Below are 23,347 nucleotides of genomic sequence, written 5' to 3'. Positions count from 1 at the left end.
GAGGGCCTCCACGGAGGCTGCGCCGTAACGTCTTCGGCGCGACCACCAAACATACCGATTGGCCGCGTTTGCACGAGCGCGCGAAAGCCATGTGTTCCGTGCGGTCCACTTGGGAGTGCTGCAACGTCTTTGGCGATCTGCGGCCGGTATGTTGCGCCAGGCTGCGTGGATCGGCCCGGAGAAGAGCGGCTTGCACCGGTTCTTATACCTTTAAGATCCTCAGCCTTTCCCCCGACCTGTCCACAGGGTGCCCTTGCACTCGCCTCATGATAAGAACATAAAGAGAACACATCTACACACCGGAAACGAATCGATGCCCATCACCAATGTCGCGGATCGGCCCGAACTGATCTCCGGAGCCGACGTCCTCAGCCCCTCGCGTGCCAACGAGTGGCAGCCTGGTGTCTCTGCGATCGGGCCGATCCATACCGAGATCTTTGCGCGAGCCGACGATGCCGCGGGCGCTGCGGTTTCGCTCGCCTTTGCCATGGATCATTTGCAAGCGGCCACTCCCGATCCTTTGGCGGACACGCCCGATGAGCGGCCGTGGCTGTGGGTACAGGACCGCGAGGCATTGCGGCGCACCGGGCGGCCTTATCGTGCGGGATTGCCGCGCCGGCTCCGTCACCGGCTCGTCCATGTCGCGGCGCGCACCACCGAAGATGCGCTGTTCGCGCTGGAGGAGGGGCTGCGCTGTCGGGAACTCGCCTTCGTCATCGGCGAGATCACCGGCAATCCGCGCGCGCTCGACATGACCGCCTCGCGCCGCCTGGGCCTCGCGGCCGAGCGGCATGGCGTGCCGTTCTGGCTGGTCCGCCTCGATTTCAGGCGGGACTTGTCCTCCGCGCGCCAGCGTTGGGACGTACGCGCCGCCCCTTCGCCGCCTCCGCGCTGGAACCCCGAGGCGCCGGGAGTGCCGAGCTGGCAAGCCGAGCTCTTTCGCGCCCGCCGCCACCCGCCCGGCCGCTGGACGCTGCGCGACGACGGCGCGCTGGCGGCGGAGCGGGGAGTGAGCTTGGACACGCTTGACTTGCAGCACACCCTGCCATGCTGACTCGATCCTCCCCTCTAAGGGGAGGGGGACCGCTCGCGCAGCGAGTGGTGGAGGGGTGTAATCCTTTGCCGTCGAGCGCTACGCCAGCGGAGACACCCCTCCGTCAGTCCTGCGGACTGCCACTTCCCCTTGCAGGGGAGGATCGAGGAGGCTTGCTGGTTTGAGCTTCATGCCCACACCGCCCTCCTCCCGCCGCGTGCTGGCGATCTGGTGCGCCCGGCTCTCCATCGATCGCTGGCGCCTCGCACACGGTTTGGCAGAGGGCGAGGGCGCCGATGCCGCACCGCTGGCGCTGATCAGCGAAACCGCGCATGGCCCCCGCATCACCGCCGCCAACGCAGCCGGCCTTGCGGCCGGCGCACAGGCGGGGATGATGCTGGCGGACGCGCGGACCCTGTGTCCGCAACTGGCGGTCGCACCTGCCGACCCTGCCGGCGATCTCGCCTTCATCGAGGCGCTCGCCGTGTGGGCGCAACGCTGGGGCCCGTGGAGCGCCATCGACCGGCCGGACGGCGTGATCGTCGACGTGACCGGCGTGGCGCACTTGTTCGGCGGCGAGGCGCACCTGCTCGCCGATGCGCAGGCGATCTTCGCAAGGCGGCGCCTGTCGGTGCGGCTCGCCATCGCACCCACTGCCGGTGCAGCCTGGGCGCTGGCGCATCATGGTCCGCCTCGTGCCCTGCTGCACCCCGAGGACGATCCGGCGCAACGCCTGGCCGAGCTTCCGATCGCCGCGCTGCGGCTGGATGACGACACCATCACCCTGCTCAGGCGCCTGGGCCTCAAGCGCCTCGGCGACTTGCACGGCATCCATCGCGATGCGCTGGTGCGTCGCTTCCGCAATCGTCGCTCTGCCGCCGCCAACCCGCTGATCCGCATGGACCAGTTGCTCGGCCGCGTGCCCGAGCCGATGCTGCCGGTGCTCGCGATCGAGGCGCCGCTGGTCCAGCGCCGGCTGATGGAGCCGATCCGCCACCGCGAGCTGCTGGAGCGCGTCGTCGCCGATCTCGCCGCCGACATGGTGCGCCTTCTCGAAGCGAAGTCGCTGGGCGCCCGGCGGCTGGAACTGGGCATGTGGAAGGTCGATGGCGAAGTCGTCGGGCGCCGGCTGGAGGTCGCCGCGCCCACTCGCGATGCCGCCCATATCGCCGGCCTGTTCGGCCGCAAGCTGGAGGATGTCGACGCCGGCTTCGGGATCGAACTGGTCCGCCTGCGCGCCTCCTGGACCGAGCCGCTGGCGCTCGCGCAGCGCGACTTCGAGGCCGCCGCCGAGAACCACGGCACCAGCCTTGCCGCCTGCATCGATCGCCTGACGGTCCGCCTGGGTGCCGATGCGGTGCGCCGTCCGGTCCCGCGCGCCAGCCACCTCCCCGAACGCGCGCAGACCTGGGAAGAGCCGCTCGGACCCGAAAAGACGGCGCAGACCGAGTTCGAGTTCCATGCCCGCCCGCTCAAGCTGCTCGACCGGCCCGAGCCGATCGGCGTGATCTACCAGACGCCCGATGGCCTGCCGCGCACGTTCCGCTGGCGCGACGCCTCGCACGAAGTGGTGCGGGTGGAAGGGCCCGAGCGCATTGCCCCCGAGTGGTGGCGCGAACGCTCGACCACGCGCCTGCGAGATTACTACCGTATCGAGGATCAGGAGGGCCGGCGCTACTGGGTCTATCGCAACGGCCTTGCCGGCGATGGGCGCGGCGGCATGCCCGAATGGTTCCTGCAGGGTATGTGGGGGTAGGCAGCCATTCGGCGAATTGCGTTCTGCAAACGTTCCCGCTAAGCCGGCCCCATGGCCAAGCCCAAACGTAAATATGTCTGCCAGGCCTGCGGCAGCGTCACCAACCGCTGGCAGGGGCAGTGCGCCGACTGCGGCGAGTGGAACACGCTGGCGGAGGAGGCGCCGCAGACGGTGTTCTCGGCCAAGCACGACTTGTCCTCGGGCGGGCGGCAGATCCGCTTCGAACCATTGGACGCGCCCGGTGAGAAGCTGGTGCGCCGCACCAGCGGCCTCGGCGAATTCGACCGCGCGCTCGGCGGAGGACTGGTTCCCGGCTCGGCCATACTGATGGGCGGCGATCCCGGGATCGGCAAGTCGACCCTGCTGCTCCAGGCTGCGGCCAACGTCGCCAACTCGGGCGCGCTCGCGGTCTATGTCAGCGGCGAGGAGGCGGCCGGCCAGGTGCGGCTGCGGGCCGAGCGGCTCGGGCTTTCCAACGCCCCGCTCAACCTCGCGGCGGCGACGTCGGTGCGGGACATCCTGACAACGCTGGGCACCATGGACCCGCCCGCGCTGCTGGTGATCGATTCGATCCAGACCATGCACTCCGACCAGATCGAGGGTGCGCCAGGCACCGTCAGCCAGGTGCGCGGCTGCGCGTTCGAGCTGATCCGCTATGCCAAGGAGAACGGTGTCACGCTGGTCCTCGTGGGCCATGTCACCAAGGATGGCTCGATCGCCGGCCCGCGCGTGCTGGAGCACATGGTCGACGTGGTAATGAGCTTCGAGGGTGAGCGCAGCCACCAGTACCGCATCCTGCGCTCCATCAAGAACCGCTTCGGACCCGTCGACGAGATCGGCGTCTTTGCCATGGAAGGGGCCGGGCTGGCCGAAGTGGGCAACCCCTCGCTGCTGTTCCTCTCCGGCCGCGAGGAGCCGATGGCCGGCAGCGCGGTGTTCCCGGCGATGGAAGGCACGCGGCCCGTGCTGGTCGAGATCCAGGCGCTGATCGTCCGCCTGCAGAGCGGAGCGACCCCACGCCGCGCCGTGGTGGGTTGGGATTCCGGCCGCCTCGCCATGCTGCTCGCCGTGCTGGAGGCGCGCTGCGGGCTCAACTTCTCCAGCGCCGAAGTCTACCTCAACGTTGCCGGAGGCTACCGGCTTGCCGATCCCGCCGCCGATCTTGCGGTCGCTGCGGCACTCGTCTCTGCTCTGGGCGACAAGCCATTGCCCAAGGATGCGGTCTGGTTCGGCGAAGTCTCCCTGGCCGGCGAGATCCGCCCGGTCGCCCATGCCGGCATTCGCCAGCGCGAGGCGGCCAAGCTCGGCTTCGGACGCGGCTTTGGTCCGGCGAGCGCGGCTACCAGTACGGAGAAGGGGCTGCGCTACGATGGATTGACGCTGCTGCCGAACCTCGTTGACCGAGTTCTGTCCGCTTCCTAGATGCCGGGGATGACCGGTTTCGATATCGCAGTCCTGCTGATCGTGGGCTTGGGCGCCGTCACCGGCTTCCTGCGCGGGTTCGTGCATGAGATCCTCGCGCTGGCCGCCTGGATCGCCGCGGTCTTCGCGATCCGGCTGCTGCACACGCCGCTCAGCGCATGGCTGACCCCGCACATCGGCACGTCCTCCGGCGCCGCTGTCCTTGCCTTCGGCTTGCTGCTCATCGTGCCCTATGCCGTGATGAAGATGATCGCGAAATGGGCCGGCCAGAAGAGCCGCGGCTCGGTGCTGGGGCCGATCGACCGTGTGCTCGGCTTCGGGTTCGGCGGCGTCAAGGGCGTGATTATCGTCGTGCTGGGCTTCTCCGTGCTGGTGCTTGGCTACGACACCGTCTGGGGCGTGGGCGGCCGTCCGACGTGGATCACCCAGGCGCGGACCTATCCCTTCATCGACGCGGCGAGCAAGTCGCTGGTGGAGATCATCGGCGAGCGTCGCCGCGCGGCCGCCGCTGCCGCCACACCGACTTCGACCCCGTCAGTCGACAGCGACAGCGAGTAGATTCATGGCCTCCGCCGCTGTTCTTTACTCCCCCGAGGTGCTCGCACTGGCGACCGGTCTTGCCGCCTATCGCCTGGACGACGCGCTCGTCCTGCGCACCGAGGCGCGCTCGCGCAGCTGCGGCAGTGCCTTGACGCTCGGACTGGCGCTCGACGCGGACGGCAACGTCGCTCGCGTGGGCCTGCGCAGCCAGGCATGCGCGATCGGCCAGGCCTCGGCGGCCATCTTCGCCCAAGCCGCACAGGGTCGCAGCACGCGCGAACTCACCCGGACAGCCGATGCGATGTCGCGCTGGATCGCCGGGGAAGAGGCCATGCCCGATTGGCCCGGCCTCGCCACCATCGCCGTCGCACGTGATTATCCCGGCCGACATGGTGCCCTGATGCTGCCGTGGACGGCTGTCCTGCAACTGCTTCCCTCGGCCGGGGACGCAAGCTAAGGCCTTACGCAAAGGCAACATGCGGGGGACGTGAACACGATGGTCGATGCAGCCGCAGCCGGCGCGGAGACGCGAGCGCATGGCGATCCCAGCGCCTCCGACATCCGCCTGGTGATCGCCGCCTCGTCGGCGGGCACGATCTTCGAGTGGTACGACTTCTTCATCTACGGAACCCTGGCCTCGATCATCGGCAAGGCGTTCTTCCCGGCGGATAACGAGACGCTGCAGCTGCTGCTCGTCTGGGCAGGCTTCGCCGTCGGCTTCGGCTTCCGGCCCCTCGGCGCCATCCTGTTCGGCTATTGGGGCGACAAGCTGGGGCGCAAGTACACCTTCCTGGTCACCGTCACCCTGATGGGCATCGCCACGGCCGGCGTCGGATTGATCCCGTCGGCCGCCAGCATCGGCATGGCGGCTCCGCTGATCATCATCTTCCTGCGCATCCTGCAGGGGCTGGCGCTCGGGGGCGAATACGGTGGTGCGGCGATCTACGTCGCCGAGCATGCGCCGCCCGACAAGCGTGGCTACTACACCGGCTACATCCAGGCGAGCGTCGTCGGCGGTTTCGTGCTGAGCGTCATCGTCGTGCTCGCCTGCCGCTTCCTGATTCCGCCGGACGTCTTCGCCGACTGGGGCTGGCGCCTGCCGTTCATCCTCAGCCTCGCGCTGCTCGCGGTCTCGCTCTACATGCGCCTGAAGCTCAACGAGAGCCCGGTGTTCAAGGCGATGAGCGCAGCCGGGGAAATCGCCGGCAATCCCTTCGTCGAAAGCTTCACCTATCCCGGCAACAAGAAGCGCATCGTCGTCGCGCTGTTCGGCGTCACTGGCGGCCTCACGACGATCTGGTACACCGCGTTCTTCTCCAGCCTCTCGTTCCTGAAAGGCCCGATGCGGGTGGACGAGACCACCGCCGAGATCGTGGTCGGCATCGCCGGCCTGATCTCGATGGGGTTCTTCGTGCTGTTCGGGAAGCTGTCCGACCGGATCGGGCGCAAGAAGCCGATCATCTGGGGCGACATCCTCACCTTGCTGCTGCTGTTCCCGCTGTTCTGGGGCCTGGGCCACTATGCCAATCCCGGCCTGGCCGAAGCTGCTCGCCGCGCGCCCGTGACCGTATCGGGCCGCGACTGCGCCTACGATCCCTTCGCCTCGGAGCAACCGACGAACTGCGGCAAGCTGCTGTCCGAACTCACCACGCTCGGCGTCAGCTATAAGCTCAAGTCCGGCAACGACCTGCAACTCGCCATAGGTCCGCGCACCTACAAGCCGGATGCGGCGGACGCGCTTTCGTGGACCGACAAGGCTGCGCGCACGGCTACGTTGAAGGCCTGGCTGGAAGGCGCCGGCTACGACTTCGCCAAGCAGAACCCGCCGCTCGGCAGCTTGCTGATGATCGGTGGACTGCTGCTGGCGCTCGGTGCCTTGTCGGGGCTGACGTACGCCTCGGTGGCCGCGCTGCTGACCGAGATGTTCCCGCCGCGCATTCGCTACAGCTCGATGTCGATCCCCTACCACATCGGCGCGGGCTATCTCGGCGGCTTCCTGCCGCTGATCGCCAGCTACATCATCGCCAAGACCGGCGACGCTTACTCGGGCCTGTGGTACACCTGGGCCGTCGTGCTGGTGGCTCTGGTCGTGGGCTGGTGGGGCCTCAAGGGTGGACCGCCGCGAGAATTCGAAGACGATGCCTGACACTTCCTTGGCGGCGCCCCCTGCGGCGCTGCGCCTGGCGATCGACTGCGCGGCGCTGCGTGGCAATTGGCAGGCGCTCGATCGGCTTTCCGGCGTCGCGCGCGCCGGCGCGGCAGTGAAGGCCGATGCCTACGGCGTGGGTGCGGCCGTTGCCGTTCCCGAACTGCTCGCCGCGGGCTGCCGCGACTTCTTCGTGGCCCATCCGGGTGAGGCCGGCGAAATTGCCGCATTGGTCGATCCAGCATGTGTCAGCGTGCTGCATGGTCCGTTGCGCGATGAGGATGCCGCCTGGCTTCGCACGCTCGGCGTCAAGCCGGTGATCAACTCGCTCGCCCAGGCACGCCGCTGGATCGCGGCAGGCGGTGGCCGCTGCGATCTGATGGTCGACACCGGCATCAACCGGCTCGGCCTGCCCGTGGCGGAGCTCGGCGACGAGGCCGTGCGAGCGCTCAAGATCGATGTCCTGCTGTCGCACCTCGCCTCGGCGGAGGAAGCCTCGCCGCTGAACGCGCTTCAGTTGGCGCGTTGGCAAGAGGCTTGCGCGCAAGTTCCGCACGCGCGCGCCAGCCTTGCCAACAGCGCCGGCATCGCACTCGGCCCCGATTACCATGGCGCGCTCACACGCCCGGGGCTCGCCTTGTACGGGGGCATTCCCTGCGAATCCCTGGCGGGGGCGATCCGGCCCGTGGTCCAGCCACAAGCGGCGATCATGCAAGTGCGCACGATCGCGGCGGGCGACAGCGTCGGCTACAACGCGACCTTCACCGCGCGACACGCGATGCGGGTGGGCACGATCGCGCTGGGCTATGCGGACGGGTATCTGCGCTGCTGGTCCGGCACGGGCGTGATGGAGGGCGGGGGCCGGCAAATGCCCGTGCTCGGCCGCGTGAGCATGGACATGACCGTCATCGATCTCACCGCGGCGCCGGAGCTGGGCGAGGGGGATTGGGTCACTGCGCAGTATCACTTACCCGACGCTGCAGTTGCGTCGGGACTATCCCAATATGAGTTGCTGACACTGCTGGGACGACGCTTCGGCCGCTGATTTCTCCGCTTTTTGCACGCGTGCTGCGCAGCAAAGTTGTTGCGCTGCAGCGTTTCGGTGGTAGCTTCGCACGACAGAGAAAAAACGGGGTAGTGTGATGGCTGACACGGCGAGCGACGACGATACCGTAATCATCAAGAAGTACGCCAACCGGCGGCTCTATAACACTCGCTCGTCGAGCTACATCACGCTCGATCACCTCGCGACCATGACGCGGGAAGGCATCAACTACAAAGTGCTGGATGCGAAGTCCGGGAACGACATCACGCATACGATCCTCACCCAGATCATCATGGAAGAGGAATCCAACGGCGAGCAGATGCTGCCGGTGAACTTCCTGCGCGAACTGATCGGCATGTACGGCAATTCGATGCAGTCGCTGATCCCGCATTATCTCGAAGCGTCGATGGACAACTTCCGGGCCAATCAGGCCAAGCTGCACAAGGCGTTCGAGGACAGCCTGGGCAACAACCCGCTGGCCAAGCTGGCCGAGCAGAACATGGCCATGTTCAAGGCAGCCGCTGCGGCCTTCATGCCAGGCGCCGAAAAGCCGGAACCACCACCAGCCGCACCGGCTGCGGGTGCCGACGATCTTGCCGCCTTGCGCGACCAGATGGCCGAGATCCAGAAGCGCCTCGACTCGTTGGGCAAGTAACTGGTGCAAGGCGGGGCACCTGCGGCCGAAGTGACCCGCGTTGCCCGCCCGGCGGCACGGATCGTGCTGCTGGACGATCGTGGCCGGGTGCTCCTGTTCCGCTTCGATCCGGCCGACCGTCCGCCGTTCTGGTGCACGCCGGGTGGTGCACTGGAACCCGGCGAGAGCTTCGAGGATGCTGCGCGGCGCGAGTTGCGCGAAGAGACCGGGCTCATCGCCGAGCCGGGTGAGCAAGTCGCGCGCAAGTCGGCCGAGTTTCTGACGCTGGAAGGCGTGCCCGTGATCGCGGACGAACGCTATTTCCGCGTTGTCCTGCCGCGGGGCGTGGTGATCGATACCGGCGGCCATACTGAGCTCGAGCGGCGTGTCATGCGCAGCTGGAGGTGGTTCGATCGCGCTGAACTGGAGGCGCTGGACGAGCCCTGGTACCCGGAGGATCTGCCGGACCTGCTCGGATGAGAGCGCCTGCATATTCACCTCGATTCAGATGAAGGACCCGGTCATGACTCGACGACTTGCAGGCACGTGGCTGTCATCCGCCATGCTCATGATCTCGGCTCCCACGGCACACGCGCAGGCGCCTGCGACCACGAGAACACCACAGACGTCGGCGCCCGCGACCGGCGATACTGCCCGCCATCGTTCGCCGCTGGTCGCGCCTGACTTCAAGGTGCCGGTTCTTGCCAGGGGGCCAGGGTTCAAGCTCGTTCCGCTGGGTCCCGACCTGGTCCAGGTGGACTACGACGCCTACATGTCGTCGATCGAGCATCTGCAGAAGACCTTTTCGCGCAGCACTAATTGGCCGACCGCAGGCATCACGTCGGCAGATGCGATGAAGGACATGCAGGGCGAGGCAGGCAGGTTCCGCAGCCGCACGTCCTTCGCCTATGGCGTGCTCACGCCCGACGCCAAGCGCGAGCGTGGAAGCGTCTACGTCTCGCCCAGCCCCGTACCAGGCTACGATGCCATGGTGAGGTTGTGGGTGACCAAGGACGAGTTCGACCGCGGCTTCGACGCCGAGCTCTACAAGTGGGTGGTCGCTTGGGTGCGCCAGGACTGGCCCTTCGCCAAGGTAGCATACCCCGGCCGGTCGATCGACTGGGCAACCTGGGACGCGCTTGTCGCTCAAGGCAAAGCCCGGAAGACGGCGCAAGCGCATTGACGTGCCGCCGGTGAGTGCCGGCAAGCCACGATCCGGACACACCGGACTTTGCCGCACCCGCAACACCGGCTAACAGCGCGCGCATGAATCAGCCCGCTCAGATCCGTCACGCCCTGTCGACCAAGCGCCAGGACGACTTTGCCCAGTGGTACCAGGAGGTGATCTCCGAAGCCGAGATGGCCGAGGAGTCCGGCGTGCGCGGGTGCATGGTGATCAAACCGTGGGGCTACGGCATCTGGGAGCGCATCCAGCGCCGCATGGACGACCGCATCAAGGCAGCGGGCGTGCAGAACTGCTACTTCCCTCTGTTCATCCCGCTCTCCTACTTCGCCAAGGAAGCCGACCACGTCGAAGGTTTCGCCAAGGAGATGGCGGTGGTCACGCACCATCGCCTCATCGCCGGCGAGAACGGCGGGCTGGTGCCCGATCCCACCGCCAAGTTGGAAGAGCCGCTGATCGTGCGGCCAACCTCCGAGACGGTGATCGGCGCCGCCATGGCGCGCTGGGTGCAGTCCTGGCGCGACTTGCCGCTGATGACCAACCAGTGGGCCAACGTGGTGCGCTGGGAAATGCGCACGCGGATGTTCCTGCGCACCAGCGAGTTCCTCTGGCAGGAGGGCCACACCGCTCACGCGGACCGCGACGATGCCATGGAAGAGACGCTCCGCGCGCTCGAGATGTATCGCGATTTCGCCGAGACCGAGCTGGCGATGCCGGTGGTCGCGGGCGAGAAGCCGGAGAACGAGCGCTTTCCCGGCGCCGTCGCGACGTATTCGATCGAGGCGATGATGCAGGATGGCAAGGCGCTGCAGGCTGGCACCTCGCACTATCTCGGCACCGGCTTCGCGCAGGCTGCGGGCATCCAGTACCAGGACAAGGAAGGTGCCCAGCAGTACGCCCACACGACCAGCTGGGGCACCTCCACGCGCATGATCGGCGGGCTGATCATGACCCATGGCGACGATGACGGTCTGCGCGTGCCGCCGATTGTCGCGCCGCACCAGATCGTGGTCCTGCCCATGCTCCGCGACAATGCCGAGGACGAGGCGCTCCTCGCTTATTGCGCGGAGTTGACCAAGTCGCTCACCGGCCTGTCCGCATTCGGCGAGCCGGTGCGCGTCCTGCTCGACAAGCGGCCGGGTAAGGCCACGCAGAAGCGCTGGGCCTGGGTCAAGAAGGGCGTGCCGCTGGTGCTGGAAATCGGCGGGCGCGACGCCGCCAACGGCCAGGTCTCGGTGCTGCGCCGCGACCGCCTGTGGAACGAGGCGGCCAAGGCCAACTTCCAGGCGCTGTCCAAGGACGAGTTTGTGTCGCGTGCGGTGGCCGATCTCGAGGCGGTGCAGACTGCACTCTTCGCCGAAGCCAAGGACCGCCGTGACGCGCAGATCGCGCAAGTCGACAGCTTCGATGCGCTGGCGGCGTTCTTCTCCGAGGACAAGCGCTACCCGGGCTGGGCCGAGGTGGTCTGGTCGCGGCCGACCGGCGCGGAGCTGGAGAGCGTCGTGCAGCGGCTGAAGGCGCTCAAGCTGACGATCCGCAACACACCGCTGGGCGGCGAGCCGGTGAGCGGGGTGTGCGTGTTCACCGGTGCGCCGGCGGTTGAGCGGATCTACGTGGCGCGCTCGTACTAAGATCCCGCTATATGGCATCGTCGCCCCGGACTTGATCCGGGGCCCCGCTTGTTCTTCGTACTATCGAGCGAGGCCAGGAAGGAAGCGGGATCCCGGATCAAGTCCGGGATGACGGGGGTGGGTCCACTGTGTGGGACGCGGGCTTCTGTTTCGTATCGAACGACATAAGCTTTATCGTCTTGTAATAGCCTGCGCCCGGCGCAAACCTGCAGGCATGCACAAGCTCCTGATTCCTTTCGCAACTACTGCAATCCTCACCACCCCGGCGATCGCGCAGGAAGCGCCGGTCTCCCAAGCCCGCCAACGCGCCGACATCGAGAAGCTGGTCGGCTTCGGCACGCGCCACACGCTCTCATCCCAGACCGACCCCAAGCGCGGCATCGGCGCAGCGCTGAACTGGGCGGAAGGCGAGTTCCGCCGCTCGGCCAAGGCGTGCGGTGGCTGCCTCACAATCGCGCGGCCCGAAACCATGGTCAGCGGCACACGCATTCCCACGCCGGTGCGGCTGGTCGACGTGATCGCCATTCAGCGCGGCTCCGACCGGCCAGACGAGGTGGTGATCGTGCAAGGCCACATCGACAGCCGCGTCAGCGACGTCATGGACGCCACCAACGATGCGCCCGGCGCCAACGACAATGCTTCGGGTACCGCGCTGGTGCTGGAGGCGGCGCGGGTGCTCTCCCAGCGCAAGTTCCCGACGACCATCGTCTACGCCGTGCTTTCGGGCGAGGAGCAGGGGCTCTACGGCGGCAAGCTGCTCGCCGACTATGCCGCCAAGCAGGGCTGGAAGGTCAAGGCGGTGCTCAACAACGACATCGTCGGCGGCACCCACGGCTCGGATGGGCTGGTCGACGATAGCCACGTGCGCGTGTTCTCCGAAGGCCCGCGCGCCGATGCGACGGACAAGACCCGCGCCGAAGCACGGCGCTTCGGGGGTGAGAACGACAGCCCGAGCCGTAATCTGTCGCGCTTTGTCGCGGGACTGGCGCAGCCGGGCCTGGAGGTGCGGCAGGTCTGGCGTTCGGACCGCATGGGCCGGGGCGGAGACCACTTGCCGTACCTGGAGAAGGGCTATCCGGCGATCCGCTTCTCGGTGGCGATCGAGGACTACGATCACCAGCACCAGGACTTGCGGACAGAGAACGGCACCAAGTTTGGCGACACTATCGACGAGATGGACTTCCCCTACCTCGCGAAAGTGACGCGCCTCAATATCACGGCTTTGGCGGCGATCGCTTCCGCGCCGATGCCGCCTGCGCCGCAAGTGGCGGCCGCGCTCTCCACCAGCTCGGACATAACGTGGCAGGCGGTGCCCGGCGCGCGCAGCTACAACGTCTGGCAGCGGCGCACCGATGCGACCGAGTGGGAGGCCAAGCCGGTGCGCGCGAACGTGTCCGACACCAAGGTCAGCCTGACCGGTGTGCGTGGGGACGACTGGTTGTTCGGCGTCAGCTCCGTGGGTGAGAACGGCGCGCAGAGCCCGATCGCGGCAGCGGTGCCGGGCGGCGCCTTCGTGCCGCTTGCGCAATAATGGCGCCGCCATTGCCGCGGGCCCTCGCGCCGCCTAGATGCTGGGGATGCCAGCAAAGCGCGCCCCCGGCCTTCCGTCCCGTCAGCAGATCCTCGAGTTCATCCAGGAGTCGAGTGAACCCGCGGGCAAGCGCGAGATCAGCCGCGCCTTCGGGTTGCAGGGGCAGGAGAAGATCCAGCTCAAGGCACTGCTCAAGGACATGGCCGAAGAGGGCCTGATCGACGGCAAGCGGACTGCCTATCACCGCATGGGCGGCGTACCCAAGGTCACCGTCCTGCGCGTCATCGATATCGACGATGGCGAAGCGGTTGCCGTACCCGACAGCTGGCAGCCCGACGATGCGACGCCTCCGCCGCGTATCCGCCTGATCGAGAAGGGGGCCGGTGGCGCCAGGGGCGGGCAGCGCCCACCCGCGCTCAAGAAGGGCGATCGCGTGCTCGCGCGGACCGAGGAGAGCAACGGTCACTTGCGCGGCTATCCCATGAAGAAGATCGCGACGCGCGAGGAGCAGGTGCTCGGCGTCGTGGAGATCGACGCGGCCGGCAAGGGCTGGCTGGCGCCGGTCGACAAGCGGATCCGCAATGCGATGCCGATCTCGGATTTGGGCGGCGCGGAGAAGGGCGAACTCGTCCTCGCCGAGCCGGCCGGCCGCTCGCCGCGTTCGGGGCTGAAGGTCACGCAAGTCCTGGGCGAGCCGCTGGCACCGCGAGCCTTCAGTCTGATCGCGATCCACAAGCACGGCATTCCCAACGTGTTCTCGCAAGAGATGCTGGACGAGGCCGAGCGCGCCGCGAAGCTGCCGCTCAGCCCCGATCACCGCGAAGACCTGCGGCACCTGCCGATCGTCGCCATCGATCCCAGCGACGCGCGCGATCACGACGATGCGATCTGGGCCGAGCCGGACGGCGAAGGCGGCTTCCACGCGCTGGTCGCGATCGCCGACGTGTCGTTCTACGTGCGACCGGGCAGCGAAACCGATCGCGAGGCAAGGAAGCGCGGCAACTCGGTCTACTTTCCTGACCGGGTCGTGCCGATGCTCCCCGAGGTGCTGAGCGCCGACGTGTGCTCGCTCCGCTCTGGTGAGGACCGCGCGGCGATGGCTTGCCACATGCGCATCGACGGCCGTGGCAGGGTGACCGAGTGGCGGTTCACCCGCGCCCTTGTACGGATTGCCGAGGTGATCGCCTATGAGGAAGCGCAGCGGCGGATCGATGCTGCTACTCTGTCCGATGATGTCCAAGATCCCGTTCGTGTCGAGCGTAGTCGAGACACGTCAGCGCCGGATCAGCGTGTCTCGACTTCGCTCGACACGAACGGAGATCGGCCAGAGCAAGTGTCGTTGGAGGTCCTCCAGAACCTCTGGTCCGCGTGGAAGGCGCTCGCCACCGCGCGGGCCGATCGCGATCCGCTCGAGCTCGAATTGCCCGAGCGCCGCGTCATGCTCGACCAGCAGGGCCGCATTGCCGAGATTGCCGTGCGCGAACGGCTCGACGCGCATCGCGTGGTCGAGGACTTCATGATCGCCGCCAACGTCGCGGCCGCCAAGGCGCTGGAGGCAAAGGTCGCGCCCGTGGTCTACCGCGTCCACGAGGCGCCCAGCCGCGAGAAGCTGATCGCGCTCAAGGACTACCTCGCCACCTTCGATCGCAAGCTGGCGCTCGGCCAGGTGATCACGCCGGGGCTGTTCAACCGCATGCTCAAGGACGTGGCGGACGAGAGCGAAAAGGCGCTGGTGATGGAGGCGGTACTGCGCAGCCAGACGCAGGCCTACTATGGTCCGCGCAATGCCGGGCACTTCGGCTTGTCGCTTGGATCGTACGCGCACTTTACCTCGCCGATTCGCCGCTATGCCGACTTGCTGGTGCACCGCGCCCTGGTCGATGCGTATCAACTGGAGCAGCCGGCGCCGAGCAACGGCTTGCCGAAGACGTCGGGGCTGTCGGAGCGCGACCGGGACGATCTCAGCCGCGTCAGCGACGCCATCAGCAAGTCCGAACGCCGCGCGATGGAAGCCGAACGCGAGACGATCGACCGCTACGTCGCCGCCTGGCTTTCGAGCCGGGTGGGCGAGACCTTCCCGACGCGGATCACCGGCGTGCAGAAGTTCGGCTTCTTCGCGACGATCATCGGCCTTGGCGGAGACGGCCTGGTCCCTGTCTCGACCCTTGGCGACGAGCGCTTCCATTACGACGAGCGCGCGCAAGTTCTGGTCGGCGAGCACAGCGGCACCAAGTACGCCAGCGGCGATCGCCTGCCGCTCAAGCTCGCGGAGGCCAACCCGCTGACCGGTGCGCTGAAGTTCGAACTGGTGGAGGGCGGCTCCAATGGAGTCGAGCCTCGCGGCAGGCCGCTGCCGTCCAAGCCACCGCGCGGCAAACATCTCGTCGGCAAGCGTGGTCGGCCTTCGAACATCCGCCATCAAGGCAAGAAGAAGCGGTAATGCGTCGCGTCGACCCGGATCAAGCCCGGGTCGAAGGGGAGCGGCTAGCTCAGTCTATCGATTTCGCCTTCGTCCAGGTGCCCCGGAATGACGAAGACGGGGCAGGGCATGCGCGTGCCCAGGCTGGTGAAGTGCGAGACCAGCGGCCCCGGTCCGCCGTCCTTCGCCGTCGCCAGCACCAGCGCAGACACCTCCGGATGCTCCGCCAGGTACTCGCGCACGACCTTGGTGTCCTCACCCATGCGCACGGCGATGGCGGGCATCTTGCCCCCTTGCGAGAGCAGGTTTCCGGCCGCCGCGGTCACCAAGGTCTCGGCGCGCGAGCGGGCCTCTTCCTCGATAGTGGCCTGCACGCCGGCGAAGGCGTTGAAGGGCTGGGGCGGCACCAGCGCGAGCAGGTGGACGGCGCCGTCGGTCTGCGCGGCGCGCCGGGCGGCATAGCGCAAGGCGACCAGGGCCTCCTCTGACTCGTCGACGATGACGAGGTAGACGCGCATCCAACTCTCCTCCCTTGTTGACCATGCGTATCGTATTGTTTCGCACGGTGCGCAAGCGAGCCGTTTCGGGCCTCACGGGCTAAAGGCGGCTTGCCCCTCGGCGCCATTTTGTCCAAGGACGGCACAGCCAGAATGCGTCGCCAAGAGGAAGCTCCCGCGCCCATGCCGATCGAGATCAAGATGCCCGCCCTGTCGCCCACGATGGAGGAGGGCAAGCTGGCCAAGTGGCTCGTCAAGGAAGGCGACACGGTCGCCTCGGGCGACATCATGGCCGAGATCGAGACCGACAAGGCGACCATGGAGTTCGAGGCGGTCGACGAGGGTACGATCGGCAAGATCCTGATCCCCGAAGGCAGCGAAGGCGTGAAGGTCGGCACCGTTATCGCCACCCTCTCAGGTGAGGACGACGACGAGGACGCGTCGCAAGCCGCTCCCGAAGCCGAGACGCCGAAGGCAGAGGCCGAAGCCGAAGCGCCGAAGGCAGAGGCGGCCCCTGCCAAGCCGGCCGAGCCCGCTGCCGCAGTCGCTTCGTCTCCTGCTCCGGCGCCGGCGCCCAAGCCTGCTCCCACCGCATCATCGCCATCCAAGGAGGGACGTATCGCCGCTTCCCCGCTCGCCCGCCGGCTCGCTGCCGATAAGGGTGTCGACATCGAGGCTCTGACCGGTTCGGGCCCGCACGGCCGCGTGATCAAGGCCGATGTAGAGGCCGCGCAGCCAGGCTCGGCCCAGCCCAAGGCGGCGGCTCCGGTAGCCGCGCCGGCTGCGGCGAACGACACTGCCGCACCGGCGCCTGCATCCGTCGAGATGGCGGACGACACGCGGGCCCTGCTCGACGCGCGCATCCCGCACACGGTCGAGAAGCTCTCGGGCATGCGCAAGACCATCGCTCGCCGGCTCGCTCAGTCGATGCAGCAAGCGCCGCACATCTATCTCACCGTCGACGTCCGCCTCGACAAGCTGATGGCGATGCGCGCGGAGTTGAACGCAGCGTTGGAAAAGCAGGGCGTCAAGGTTTCGGTCAACGACATGCTGATCAAGGCGCTCGGCAAGGCACTGATCGACGTGCCCGAGTGCAACGTGACCTTCGCCGGCAACGAGATGATCAAGTATTCGCGCGCCGACGTGTCGGTGGCCGTCTCGATCCCCGGCGGCCTCATCACGCCGATCGTCTCGGATGCCAATGGCCGTTCGTTCTCCGAGATCTCCAGGGCCATGAAGGACCTCGGCAAGCGGGCTCAGGAAGGCAAGCTGAAGCCGGAGGAGTACCAGGGCGGCACCGCCTCGATCTCCAACATGGGCATGATGGGCATCAAGCACTTCACCGCCGTGATCAACCCGCCGCAGTCGACCATCCTGGCGATCGGCGCGGGCGAGAAGCGCCCCTGGGTCATGCCCGACGGCCAGCTCGGTGTCGCCACGATCATGACCGCCACCGGCAGCTTCGACCACCGCGCGGTGGACGGCGCCAGCGGTGCGCAGCTGATGACGGCGTTCCGCGAGTACGTCGAGAACCCGCTGGGCATGGTTGCCTGAGGATGGCAGCGGTCAAGCGCGATCCCGTCATCCGCGTGACCGCCATGCCGGCCGACACCAACGCTTATGGCGATATCTTCGGCGGCTGGCTGCTCAGTCTGATGGACTCAGGTGCCGGGCTGCTGGCGGCGCGCCACTCGCGGGGGCGGGCAGTGACGATCGCGCTGGACGGCATGAAGTTCCACCTCCCCGTTAAGGTAGGTGACGAAGTCTCGGTCTATGCCGAGATGAAGCGCGTCGGCCGCAGTTCGATGAGCATCGGCATCGAAGCCTGGCGGCGGCACCGCACCGAGGACGAGGAAGTCAAGGTAACCGAAGCGACGTTCACCTTCGTCGCCATCGACGATGCGGGCCGTCCTCGCCCGATAGATCAAGAATCCGAGCAGGAGTAGATTTCAGTGGCAGACACCTACGACGTCATCGTTCTCGGCTCCGGCCCCGGCGGCTATGTCGCAGCGATCCGCGCGGCGCAGCTGGGCCTCAAGACCGCGATCGTCGAGCGCGAGAAGCTGGGCGGCATCTGCCTCAATTGGGGCTGCATCCCGACCAAGGCCCTGCTGCGCTCGGCCGAGGTGTTCCACCAGATGAAGAACGCCAAGGCCTATGGTCTGGCCGCCGAGAACATCACCGCCGACCTCGATGCCGTGGTGAAGCGTTCGCGCGGCGTGGCCGATCAGCTCAACAAGGGCGTGACCGGGCTGATGAAGAAGAACAAGATCACCGTGCACATGGGCACCGGCAAGCTGGTCGCGCCCGGTAAGCTCGAAGTGACCGGTGACAAGGGCACCGAGACGCTCGAAGCCAAGCACATCGTGATCGCGACCGGCGCTCGTGCCCGCGAACTGCCCAAGGCCAAGTCCGACGGTGAGCGGATCTGGACCTATCGCCACGCCATGACGCCCAAGGAGCTGCCGACCAAGCTGCTCGTGATCGGCTCGGGTGCGATCGGCATCGAGTTCGCCAGCTTCTACAACGACATGGGCAGCGAAGTGACGGTCGTCGAGATGGCCGATCGCATCGTTCCCGTCGAGGACGCGGACGTTTCGACCTTCCTCGAGAAGCAACTGACCAAGCAGGGCATCAAGATCCTGAGCAAGGCCAGCGTCGGCGCGATCGACAAGGGCGCGGAGAGCGTCAAGGTCGCGATCAAGGACAAGGCCGGCAAGGAAGAGACGACCGAGTTCAGCCACGTCATCGTCGCCGTCGGCATCGTACCGAACCTGGAGAACATCGGCCTAGAGGACCTGAACATCGAGCCGGACAAGCGCTTCCACATCAAGGTCGATCCGCTCGGCCGTACCAACGTCAAGGGCGTATGGGCCATCGGCGACTGCGTCGAAGGTCCTTGGCTGGCGCACAAGGCGAGCCACGAGGGCGTCACCGCAGCCGAGGCGATCGCGCAGGAGCTGGGCAACACCGAGGTTCACCCGCATCCGCTCGACCGCAGCAATATCCCGGGCTGCACCTACTGCCACCCGCAGATCGCGTCGGTCGGCCTGACCGAGGCCAAGGCTAAGGAAGCCGGCTACGAGCTGAAGGTCGGCAGCTTCCCGTTCATCGGCAACGGCAAGGCGATCGCGCTGGGCGAAGCGGAAGGCTTCATCAAGACGGTCTTCGACGCCAAGACCGGCGAACTGCTGGGCGCGCACATGATCGGCGCGGAAGTCACCGAGCTGATCCAGGGCTATGTCGTGGGCAAGACGCTGGAGACCACCGAGGCCGAGCTGATCGGGACGGTGTTCCCGCATCCGACCTTGTCGGAGATGATGCACGAGTCTGTGCTCGCCGCCTACGGCCGCGTCATTCACATGTGATCGCGGCCCGCCGTGAACGCGGCGGCCGACTTCACTTCGTCATCGCGAACATAGCGAAGCAATCCAGGGCGGACCTGGATTGCTTCGTGCGACCATCGGTCCTCACGCTGACGATGGTTCAGTCGGCGTTGCGCACGATGTGCTCGAACACTGCGACATGCAGCGGCTCGGCGAACTCGCAGCCGACCGCGCCCTCGCGCATCCAGCGGATGTCCGCGCTCAGCATTTGCATGCCGGGAATGCGGATGCGCAACGGCAGTTCGGCTCGTGCGCCGGGCAGGCGCGCGATCCGGAAGCCCCCTGGCGAAAGGTCCTCCAGCCGCGCGCGTGTCCAGGGCCGTGAGCCCTGGCGAACCTCGCAGATCAGGGTCACTCCCGCGCGCGGTGCCGAACGGCCGGCCAGCGCGCCAGGTTGATCGATCGGTTCGTGCTTCATTGCGTGTGACTCATCCCGGGACCTTGCGCCCGAAGGCTTTACGAAGCGGTTATCAGCCGTTCGCTTTGGCCTTGTCCGCGCACCGACGGCGGTGCAAACTCGGGTGTTGATTGTCTCCGTGACATGGCCGGAATATGACAATGAATCGAGCCGCCTTGCCCCGGCCGTTGGCCCTCGGCAGGGGCGGCGCGAACGCGAACGAGGCAACGCATGAACCGATCGGTACGCAAAGGACTGTTCCGGACCGAGGTACCCGGCATTGGCGAGTGCGCGCGCGTCGACATGCGCGCGGGCGACGCTGCGCCTTACCTTGACCGCGAGATGTACGTGATCCTCGGTTTCGAGCCGGCGTTCGAGAGCCTCCCTCGCAAGGAGCGGCCCGAAAGGCGGCGACTGCCCGCGTAGTTCGAGGATTCGGCATCGAACAGGACGCCGGACTCCTTCAGCCACCCCAGAATATCGCCACTGAGTTTCTAGCCACATCCGTTTGATTTCATGGAACAAGCAGCCGCCGTCCGGGGTTCGGCTGCCATGAACCAAATGACGCGCCTGGCGCCCGCCGACAGCAACGACTCACAACGCGAGGCGGAAGGCGTCGGAGAGATCGTCGCCTTCCTGTTCGAGAAGCTGGCCTCGGGGTCTTGCATCTTCATGGCCCGCGACGAGCCGCGCGCTCGTCATGTGGCGCAGGCGCTGCAAGCAGGTGCGGGCGACCACCGGGTGGTGTTCTGTCCGGGCAGCGATGCACTGCCGGGTGACAAGTCTCCACCCACTCCCGCGAACGCCGGGCAGCGGACCAGCGCCTTGCGCAGCTTGCGACTTGCCGCTGAGGGCGAGGTGCATGTCGCGCTCATCACCACGGGCGAGAGTTGCGCACGCCTCTATCCGCCGCCGTCCGCCTACGACACCGCACCTCCCGTCCTGACCTGCGGCGACGAGCTGAACTTCACCGAGCTTGGCGCCATGCTCGAGGGCATCGGATATTTTGCCGACGAGCGCGTCGACGAGCCGGGCGAGTTCGCCGTTCGCGGCAACGTCATCGATATCTACCCGGCAGATGCCGGCGGTCCCTGCCGCATCGAGGTCGCGGATGGCGCGATCGTATCGATCCGGGCGTACGATGCGATCACGCAGCTGACTCTGGACAGCTGCGAGAGCCTGGAGATCGGTCGTGCCCGCGAACCCGATATCGAGGGCGGAGTGGCTCTGCTCGATCACTTGCCGGGAGCGCCGCTTCTGGTCGAGCACGGCGCCGACAAGCGACGAGTGACGTTCCTGGATCTTGCCGCCGATGCCGCCGAACGTGGCGACCGATCGTCGCTGCGCGGCGTGTGCATGCCGGAGCGCTGGGACAAGAGCGTGGCGAGCCGCTCGGTGAAGTCACTTGGAGCCGAATTCGGCGAGCCGCCTGCACGCTATGCCGAAGCGGGCAACCCTTTGCAGGCTTTCTCGCGAGAGGCCAAGGCAGCGCTGTCCGACAGCAAGATCGTGCTGCTCGGGACACGACGGGATCTGCGGTTCCTGGTGCCTCGTGTCGCCCGCACCCTGAAGTCCAAGGCACGCGAGGTGCAATCCTGGGCAGAGGTCGACGCGGCGGCCGTGGGATCGCTGCTCGTCCTGGCGATGCCCGTGCCCCGCGGATTTCGGCTGGGCGACATCATGGCCGTCGCGGCCGCGGATCTGCTGGGCAGCCGCGCGCAACGTGAGGAGAGCGAGGGTCTTCATGCCGAGCTCGATCCGTTCCAGCTGGGCGAATTGCGCCGTGGCGACGTCGTCGTCCACCAGGACCATGGCCTCAGCGTGGTGGAGGGACTCGAAGCCGCACCCGATGGCGGCGATGCGCTTGTCCTGCGTTTTGCCGGGGAAGCGCGGCGCCTGGTGCCGGCGAGCGAAGCGAACCGCATCTGGCGCTATGGCAGCGACGAGGATGCCGTGACGCTCGACAAGCTTGACGGCTCCAGCTGGGAGAAGCGCCGGGGTGAAGTGGAGATCGCTCTGGAGGAGACCGCGCGCGAACTCGCCAAGCTGGCCGCCGAGCGTCGCGAGCGAGAGGCTGCCGTGCTGGAGCCTGATCCGGCGCGCTACGAGCGGTTCGTCGACGGATTCCCCTTCACCGAGACTGCCGACCAGGCCCGAGCCATCAACGCGGTGCGCGACGATCTGGCATCCGGGCGGCCGATGGACCGGCTGGTCGTCGGCGACGTCGGCTATGGCAAGACCGAAGTCGCCCTGCGCGCGGCTGCCATCGTGGTGCTTGCTGGCAAGCAGGTGGCGCTCGCGGTTCCGACGACAGTTCTGGCGCGCCAGCATCTCGAAAGCTTCACCAAGCGCTTCAAGGGCATGGGTATCAAGGTCGCCGGGCTCTCGCGCCTTTCCAGCGCCGCCGAGAAGAAGGCAGTCAAGCAGGGCCTGGCCGATGGCAGTGTCTCGATCGTGATCGGCACCGGCGCCATTGCCGGCAAGGGCGTCGCCTATGCCGATCTCGGGCTGGTGATCGTGGACGAGGAGCAGCGCTTTGGCGCCGCCGACAAGGCGAAGCTGGCGGGGCTCGGCGCGGACCAAATCCTGACGCTGAGCGCGACGCCGATCCCACGCACACTGCAAAGTGCGCTGGTCGGCCTGCAACAGCTATCGATCATCGCGACGCCGCCGGCGCGCCGCCAACCGATCCGCTCGACGGTCGCGTCCTTCGACGATGCGCAAGTGCGGCTTGCGCTTCTGCGCGAGCGTAGTCGAGGCGGGCAGAGCTTCGTGGTGGTGCCGCGGATAGAGGATCTCGCCGGCCTCGCCGAGCGCCTGGCCCGGCTCGTGCCCGAGATGACGGTGCTGCAGGCGCACGGCAAGCTGCCGGCGGCAGACCTCGACGAAACCATGGTGCGCTTCGCCGCAGGCGATGGTGACGTGCTGCTGGCCACCAACATCATCGAAGCCGGCCTCGACGTGCCCCGCGCCAACACCATGATCGTCTGGCGCGCCGACCGGTTCGGCCTGTCGCAGCTACACCAGCTGCGCGGGCGGGTAGGGCGGGGCAGCCGCCGCGGGCACATCCTGCTGCTTACCGACCCACAGGCGCAGATCCCGCCGCGCACGCTGGCGCGGCTCAACACACTGTCCGCCTTCGACCGCCTGGGCGCCGGATTCGCCATCAGCGCCCGCGATCTGGACATGCGCGGTGCCGGCGATCTACTCGGCGAGGAGCAGGCCGGCCATGCCAAGCTGATCGGCGTAGAACTCTACCAGCACCTTCTGGAGCTGGCGATCGCACGGGCGCACGGCGATGCGGTCGACGACTGGTCGCCGGTCCTGAACGTTGGGCTGAGCGGGACCTTGCCTGAGAGCTGGATACCCGACCTCGACTTGCGGATCACGCTTCACGCTCGCCTGTCGCGCATTGGCGACGTGTCGGGGCTGGAGCAGTTCGAACAGGAACTGGTCGATCGTTTCGGCGAACTGCCGGCCGAGGCAGCGGCTTTGATGGCCATCGCCCGTCTGCGGGTACTCGCCCGCTCCGTCGGGATCGAGCGCCTGGATGCCGGCCCCGCAGCCATCGCACTGACGCCACGCAGGGGGCACAAGCCGAGGTTCAAGGAGGCCGGACTGATCCGGTCCGATGAGCGCTACCTGTGCAAGGACGACTTCACGGATCCCCAAGCCCGTCTGGCGCGCGCCGAAGAAATCCTGTCCTCCCTTGCCTGAGCCTTCCGGA

The 23,347-nt window shown here is 67.2% G+C and carries 20 protein-coding genes; 18 read left to right on the top strand and 2 right to left on the bottom strand.

Going from position 1 to position 23,347, the window contains the following annotated elements; all coding sequences use genetic code 11:
- Window positions 1-313: 313 nt before the first annotated feature.
- The 13 genes from HNO88_RS00635 (at window position 314) to HNO88_RS00575 (ending at window position 15,361) form a co-directional block, all read left to right on the top strand.
- The gene (locus tag HNO88_RS00635; protein ID WP_246381071.1) at window positions 314-1,054 is read left to right on the top strand and encodes a hypothetical protein; all 741 of its coding nucleotides are present in this window, start codon (window positions 314-316) and stop codon (window positions 1,052-1,054) included.
- A 169-nt stretch (window positions 1,055-1,223) separates the two neighbouring features.
- Complete coding sequence (locus tag HNO88_RS00630) at window positions 1,224-2,789, top strand: DUF6504 family protein (RefSeq protein WP_184241736.1); 1,566 nt, start codon at window positions 1,224-1,226, stop codon at window positions 2,787-2,789.
- 51 nt (window positions 2,790-2,840) lie between these two features.
- A complete protein-coding gene (gene radA / locus HNO88_RS00625; protein WP_184241734.1) occupies window positions 2,841-4,211 on the top strand; it encodes a DNA repair protein RadA in 1,371 nt (456 codons plus the stop codon).
- A gap of 9 nt (window positions 4,212-4,220) precedes the next feature.
- Window positions 4,221-4,769 carry a CvpA family protein gene (locus tag HNO88_RS00620; protein ID WP_184241731.1) on the top strand — a complete coding sequence of 183 codons (549 nt, stop codon included), beginning with the start codon at window positions 4,221-4,223 and terminating at the stop codon, window positions 4,767-4,769.
- Between the two features lie 4 nt (window positions 4,770-4,773).
- A complete protein-coding gene (locus HNO88_RS00615; protein ID WP_184241729.1) occupies window positions 4,774-5,208 on the top strand; it encodes an iron-sulfur cluster assembly scaffold protein in 435 nt (144 codons plus the stop codon).
- 39 nt (window positions 5,209-5,247) lie between these two features.
- On the top strand, window positions 5,248-6,897 hold the full coding sequence (locus HNO88_RS00610) for an MFS transporter (RefSeq protein WP_184242359.1): 1,650 nt from the start codon (window positions 5,248-5,250) through the stop codon (window positions 6,895-6,897).
- Window positions 6,890-7,942 carry an alanine racemase gene (gene alr / locus HNO88_RS00605; RefSeq protein WP_184241726.1) on the top strand — a complete coding sequence of 351 codons (1,053 nt, stop codon included), beginning with the start codon at window positions 6,890-6,892 and terminating at the stop codon, window positions 7,940-7,942. Before HNO88_RS00610 ends, alr begins: the two co-directional genes overlap by 8 nt.
- 97 nt (window positions 7,943-8,039) lie before the next feature.
- The gene (phaR, locus tag HNO88_RS00600) at window positions 8,040-8,597 is read left to right on the top strand and encodes a polyhydroxyalkanoate synthesis repressor PhaR (protein WP_184241724.1); all 558 of its coding nucleotides are present in this window, start codon (window positions 8,040-8,042) and stop codon (window positions 8,595-8,597) included.
- Window positions 8,598-8,627: 30 nt separating this feature from the next.
- The gene (locus tag HNO88_RS00595) at window positions 8,628-9,056 is read left to right on the top strand and encodes an NUDIX hydrolase (protein ID WP_184242357.1); all 429 of its coding nucleotides are present in this window, start codon (window positions 8,628-8,630) and stop codon (window positions 9,054-9,056) included.
- A 43-nt stretch (window positions 9,057-9,099) separates the two neighbouring features.
- The gene (locus tag HNO88_RS00590; RefSeq protein WP_184241722.1) at window positions 9,100-9,759 is read left to right on the top strand and encodes a twin-arginine translocation pathway signal protein; all 660 of its coding nucleotides are present in this window, start codon (window positions 9,100-9,102) and stop codon (window positions 9,757-9,759) included.
- 83 nt (window positions 9,760-9,842) lie between these two features.
- Window positions 9,843-11,390 carry a proline--tRNA ligase gene (proS, locus tag HNO88_RS00585; RefSeq protein WP_184241720.1) on the top strand — a complete coding sequence of 516 codons (1,548 nt, stop codon included), beginning with the start codon at window positions 9,843-9,845 and terminating at the stop codon, window positions 11,388-11,390.
- Window positions 11,391-11,604: 214 nt separating this feature from the next.
- A complete protein-coding gene (locus HNO88_RS00580) occupies window positions 11,605-12,921 on the top strand; it encodes a M20/M25/M40 family metallo-hydrolase (protein WP_184241718.1) in 1,317 nt (438 codons plus the stop codon).
- A gap of 46 nt (window positions 12,922-12,967) precedes the next feature.
- Window positions 12,968-15,361, top strand: a complete 2,394-nt coding sequence (locus tag HNO88_RS00575; protein WP_184241716.1) for a ribonuclease R family protein — start codon at window positions 12,968-12,970, stop codon at window positions 15,359-15,361.
- Window positions 15,362-15,405: 44 nt separating this feature from the next.
- Here the strand turns inward: HNO88_RS00575 and HNO88_RS00570 are convergent, their stop codons facing one another.
- A complete protein-coding gene (locus HNO88_RS00570) occupies window positions 15,406-15,858 on the bottom strand; it encodes a universal stress protein (RefSeq protein WP_184241714.1) in 453 nt (150 codons plus the stop codon).
- 162 nt (window positions 15,859-16,020) lie between these two features.
- Here HNO88_RS00570 and HNO88_RS00565 point away from each other — a divergent pair, with 162 nt between their 5' ends.
- From HNO88_RS00565 to lpdA, 3 genes are read left to right on the top strand one after another with little or no spacing between them, the layout of a single operon-like run.
- Window positions 16,021-17,391, top strand: coding sequence for a pyruvate dehydrogenase complex dihydrolipoamide acetyltransferase (locus HNO88_RS00565; protein WP_184241712.1), 1,371 nt, complete (start codon window positions 16,021-16,023; stop codon window positions 17,389-17,391).
- A 2-nt stretch (window positions 17,392-17,393) separates the two neighbouring features.
- Window positions 17,394-17,783 (top strand): acyl-CoA thioesterase, encoded by a 390-nt coding sequence (locus tag HNO88_RS00560; RefSeq protein WP_184241710.1) that lies wholly within the window; start codon window positions 17,394-17,396, stop codon window positions 17,781-17,783.
- A 6-nt stretch (window positions 17,784-17,789) separates the two neighbouring features.
- On the top strand, window positions 17,790-19,205 hold the full coding sequence (lpdA, locus tag HNO88_RS00555) for a dihydrolipoyl dehydrogenase (protein WP_184241708.1): 1,416 nt from the start codon (window positions 17,790-17,792) through the stop codon (window positions 19,203-19,205).
- A gap of 118 nt (window positions 19,206-19,323) precedes the next feature.
- On the opposite strand, the gene HNO88_RS00550 is transcribed toward lpdA, so the two are convergent.
- The gene (locus tag HNO88_RS00550; RefSeq protein ID WP_184241706.1) at window positions 19,324-19,641 is read right to left on the bottom strand and encodes a PilZ domain-containing protein; all 318 of its coding nucleotides are present in this window, start codon (window positions 19,639-19,641) and stop codon (window positions 19,324-19,326) included.
- 210 nt (window positions 19,642-19,851) lie between these two features.
- Between HNO88_RS00550 and HNO88_RS00545 the strand changes: the two genes are divergently transcribed.
- Together HNO88_RS00545 and HNO88_RS00540 are read left to right on the top strand one after the other, a co-directional pair.
- Entirely contained in the window at window positions 19,852-20,046 is a 195-nt protein-coding gene (locus tag HNO88_RS00545; protein ID WP_184241705.1) for a hypothetical protein, read from the top strand.
- A gap of 126 nt (window positions 20,047-20,172) precedes the next feature.
- Window positions 20,173-23,337 carry a helicase-related protein gene (locus HNO88_RS00540; protein ID WP_184241703.1) on the top strand — a complete coding sequence of 1,055 codons (3,165 nt, stop codon included), beginning with the start codon at window positions 20,173-20,175 and terminating at the stop codon, window positions 23,335-23,337.
- The last annotated feature ends 10 nt before the right edge of the window (window positions 23,338-23,347 follow it).

This window comes from Novosphingobium chloroacetimidivorans, from assembly GCF_014204535.1.
GTDB lineage: Bacteria > Pseudomonadota > Alphaproteobacteria > Sphingomonadales > Sphingomonadaceae > Novosphingobium > Novosphingobium chloroacetimidivorans.
The sequence above is the reverse complement of the archived record's forward strand: the minus strand, read 5'-3'. Positions and strand labels throughout refer to the sequence as shown.

Bases quoted from the DNA above. Each gene is read 5' to 3' on its own strand.
- HNO88_RS00550 (WP_184241706.1), bottom strand. From the start codon at position 19,641: ATGAAGCACGAACCGATCGATCAACCTGGCGCGCTGGCCGGCCGTTCG.
- HNO88_RS00575 (WP_184241716.1), top strand. From the start codon at position 12,968: ATGCCAGCAAAGCGCGCCCCCGGCCTTCCGTCCCGTCAGCAGATCCTC.
- HNO88_RS00630 (WP_184241736.1), top strand. From the start codon at position 1,224: ATGCCCACACCGCCCTCCTCCCGCCGCGTGCTGGCGATCTGGTGCGCC.
- HNO88_RS00540 (WP_184241703.1), top strand. From the start codon at position 20,173: ATGAACCAAATGACGCGCCTGGCGCCCGCCGACAGCAACGACTCACAA.
- HNO88_RS00635 (WP_246381071.1), top strand. From the start codon at position 314: ATGCCCATCACCAATGTCGCGGATCGGCCCGAACTGATCTCCGGAGCC.
- HNO88_RS00560 (WP_184241710.1), top strand. From the start codon at position 17,394: ATGGCAGCGGTCAAGCGCGATCCCGTCATCCGCGTGACCGCCATGCCG.
- HNO88_RS00570 (WP_184241714.1), bottom strand. From the start codon at position 15,858: ATGCGCGTCTACCTCGTCATCGTCGACGAGTCAGAGGAGGCCCTGGTC.
- HNO88_RS00610 (WP_184242359.1), top strand. From the start codon at position 5,248: ATGGTCGATGCAGCCGCAGCCGGCGCGGAGACGCGAGCGCATGGCGAT.
- HNO88_RS00615 (WP_184241729.1), top strand. From the start codon at position 4,774: ATGGCCTCCGCCGCTGTTCTTTACTCCCCCGAGGTGCTCGCACTGGCG.
- HNO88_RS00565 (WP_184241712.1), top strand. From the start codon at position 16,021: ATGCCGATCGAGATCAAGATGCCCGCCCTGTCGCCCACGATGGAGGAG.
- HNO88_RS00590 (WP_184241722.1), top strand. From the start codon at position 9,100: ATGACTCGACGACTTGCAGGCACGTGGCTGTCATCCGCCATGCTCATG.
- HNO88_RS00545 (WP_184241705.1), top strand. From the start codon at position 19,852: ATGAACCGATCGGTACGCAAAGGACTGTTCCGGACCGAGGTACCCGGC.
- HNO88_RS00620 (WP_184241731.1), top strand. From the start codon at position 4,221: ATGACCGGTTTCGATATCGCAGTCCTGCTGATCGTGGGCTTGGGCGCC.
- phaR (WP_184241724.1), top strand. From the start codon at position 8,040: ATGGCTGACACGGCGAGCGACGACGATACCGTAATCATCAAGAAGTAC.
- HNO88_RS00580 (WP_184241718.1), top strand. From the start codon at position 11,605: ATGCACAAGCTCCTGATTCCTTTCGCAACTACTGCAATCCTCACCACC.
- proS (WP_184241720.1), top strand. From the start codon at position 9,843: ATGAATCAGCCCGCTCAGATCCGTCACGCCCTGTCGACCAAGCGCCAG.
- radA (WP_184241734.1), top strand. From the start codon at position 2,841: ATGGCCAAGCCCAAACGTAAATATGTCTGCCAGGCCTGCGGCAGCGTC.
- alr (WP_184241726.1), top strand. From the start codon at position 6,890: ATGCCTGACACTTCCTTGGCGGCGCCCCCTGCGGCGCTGCGCCTGGCG.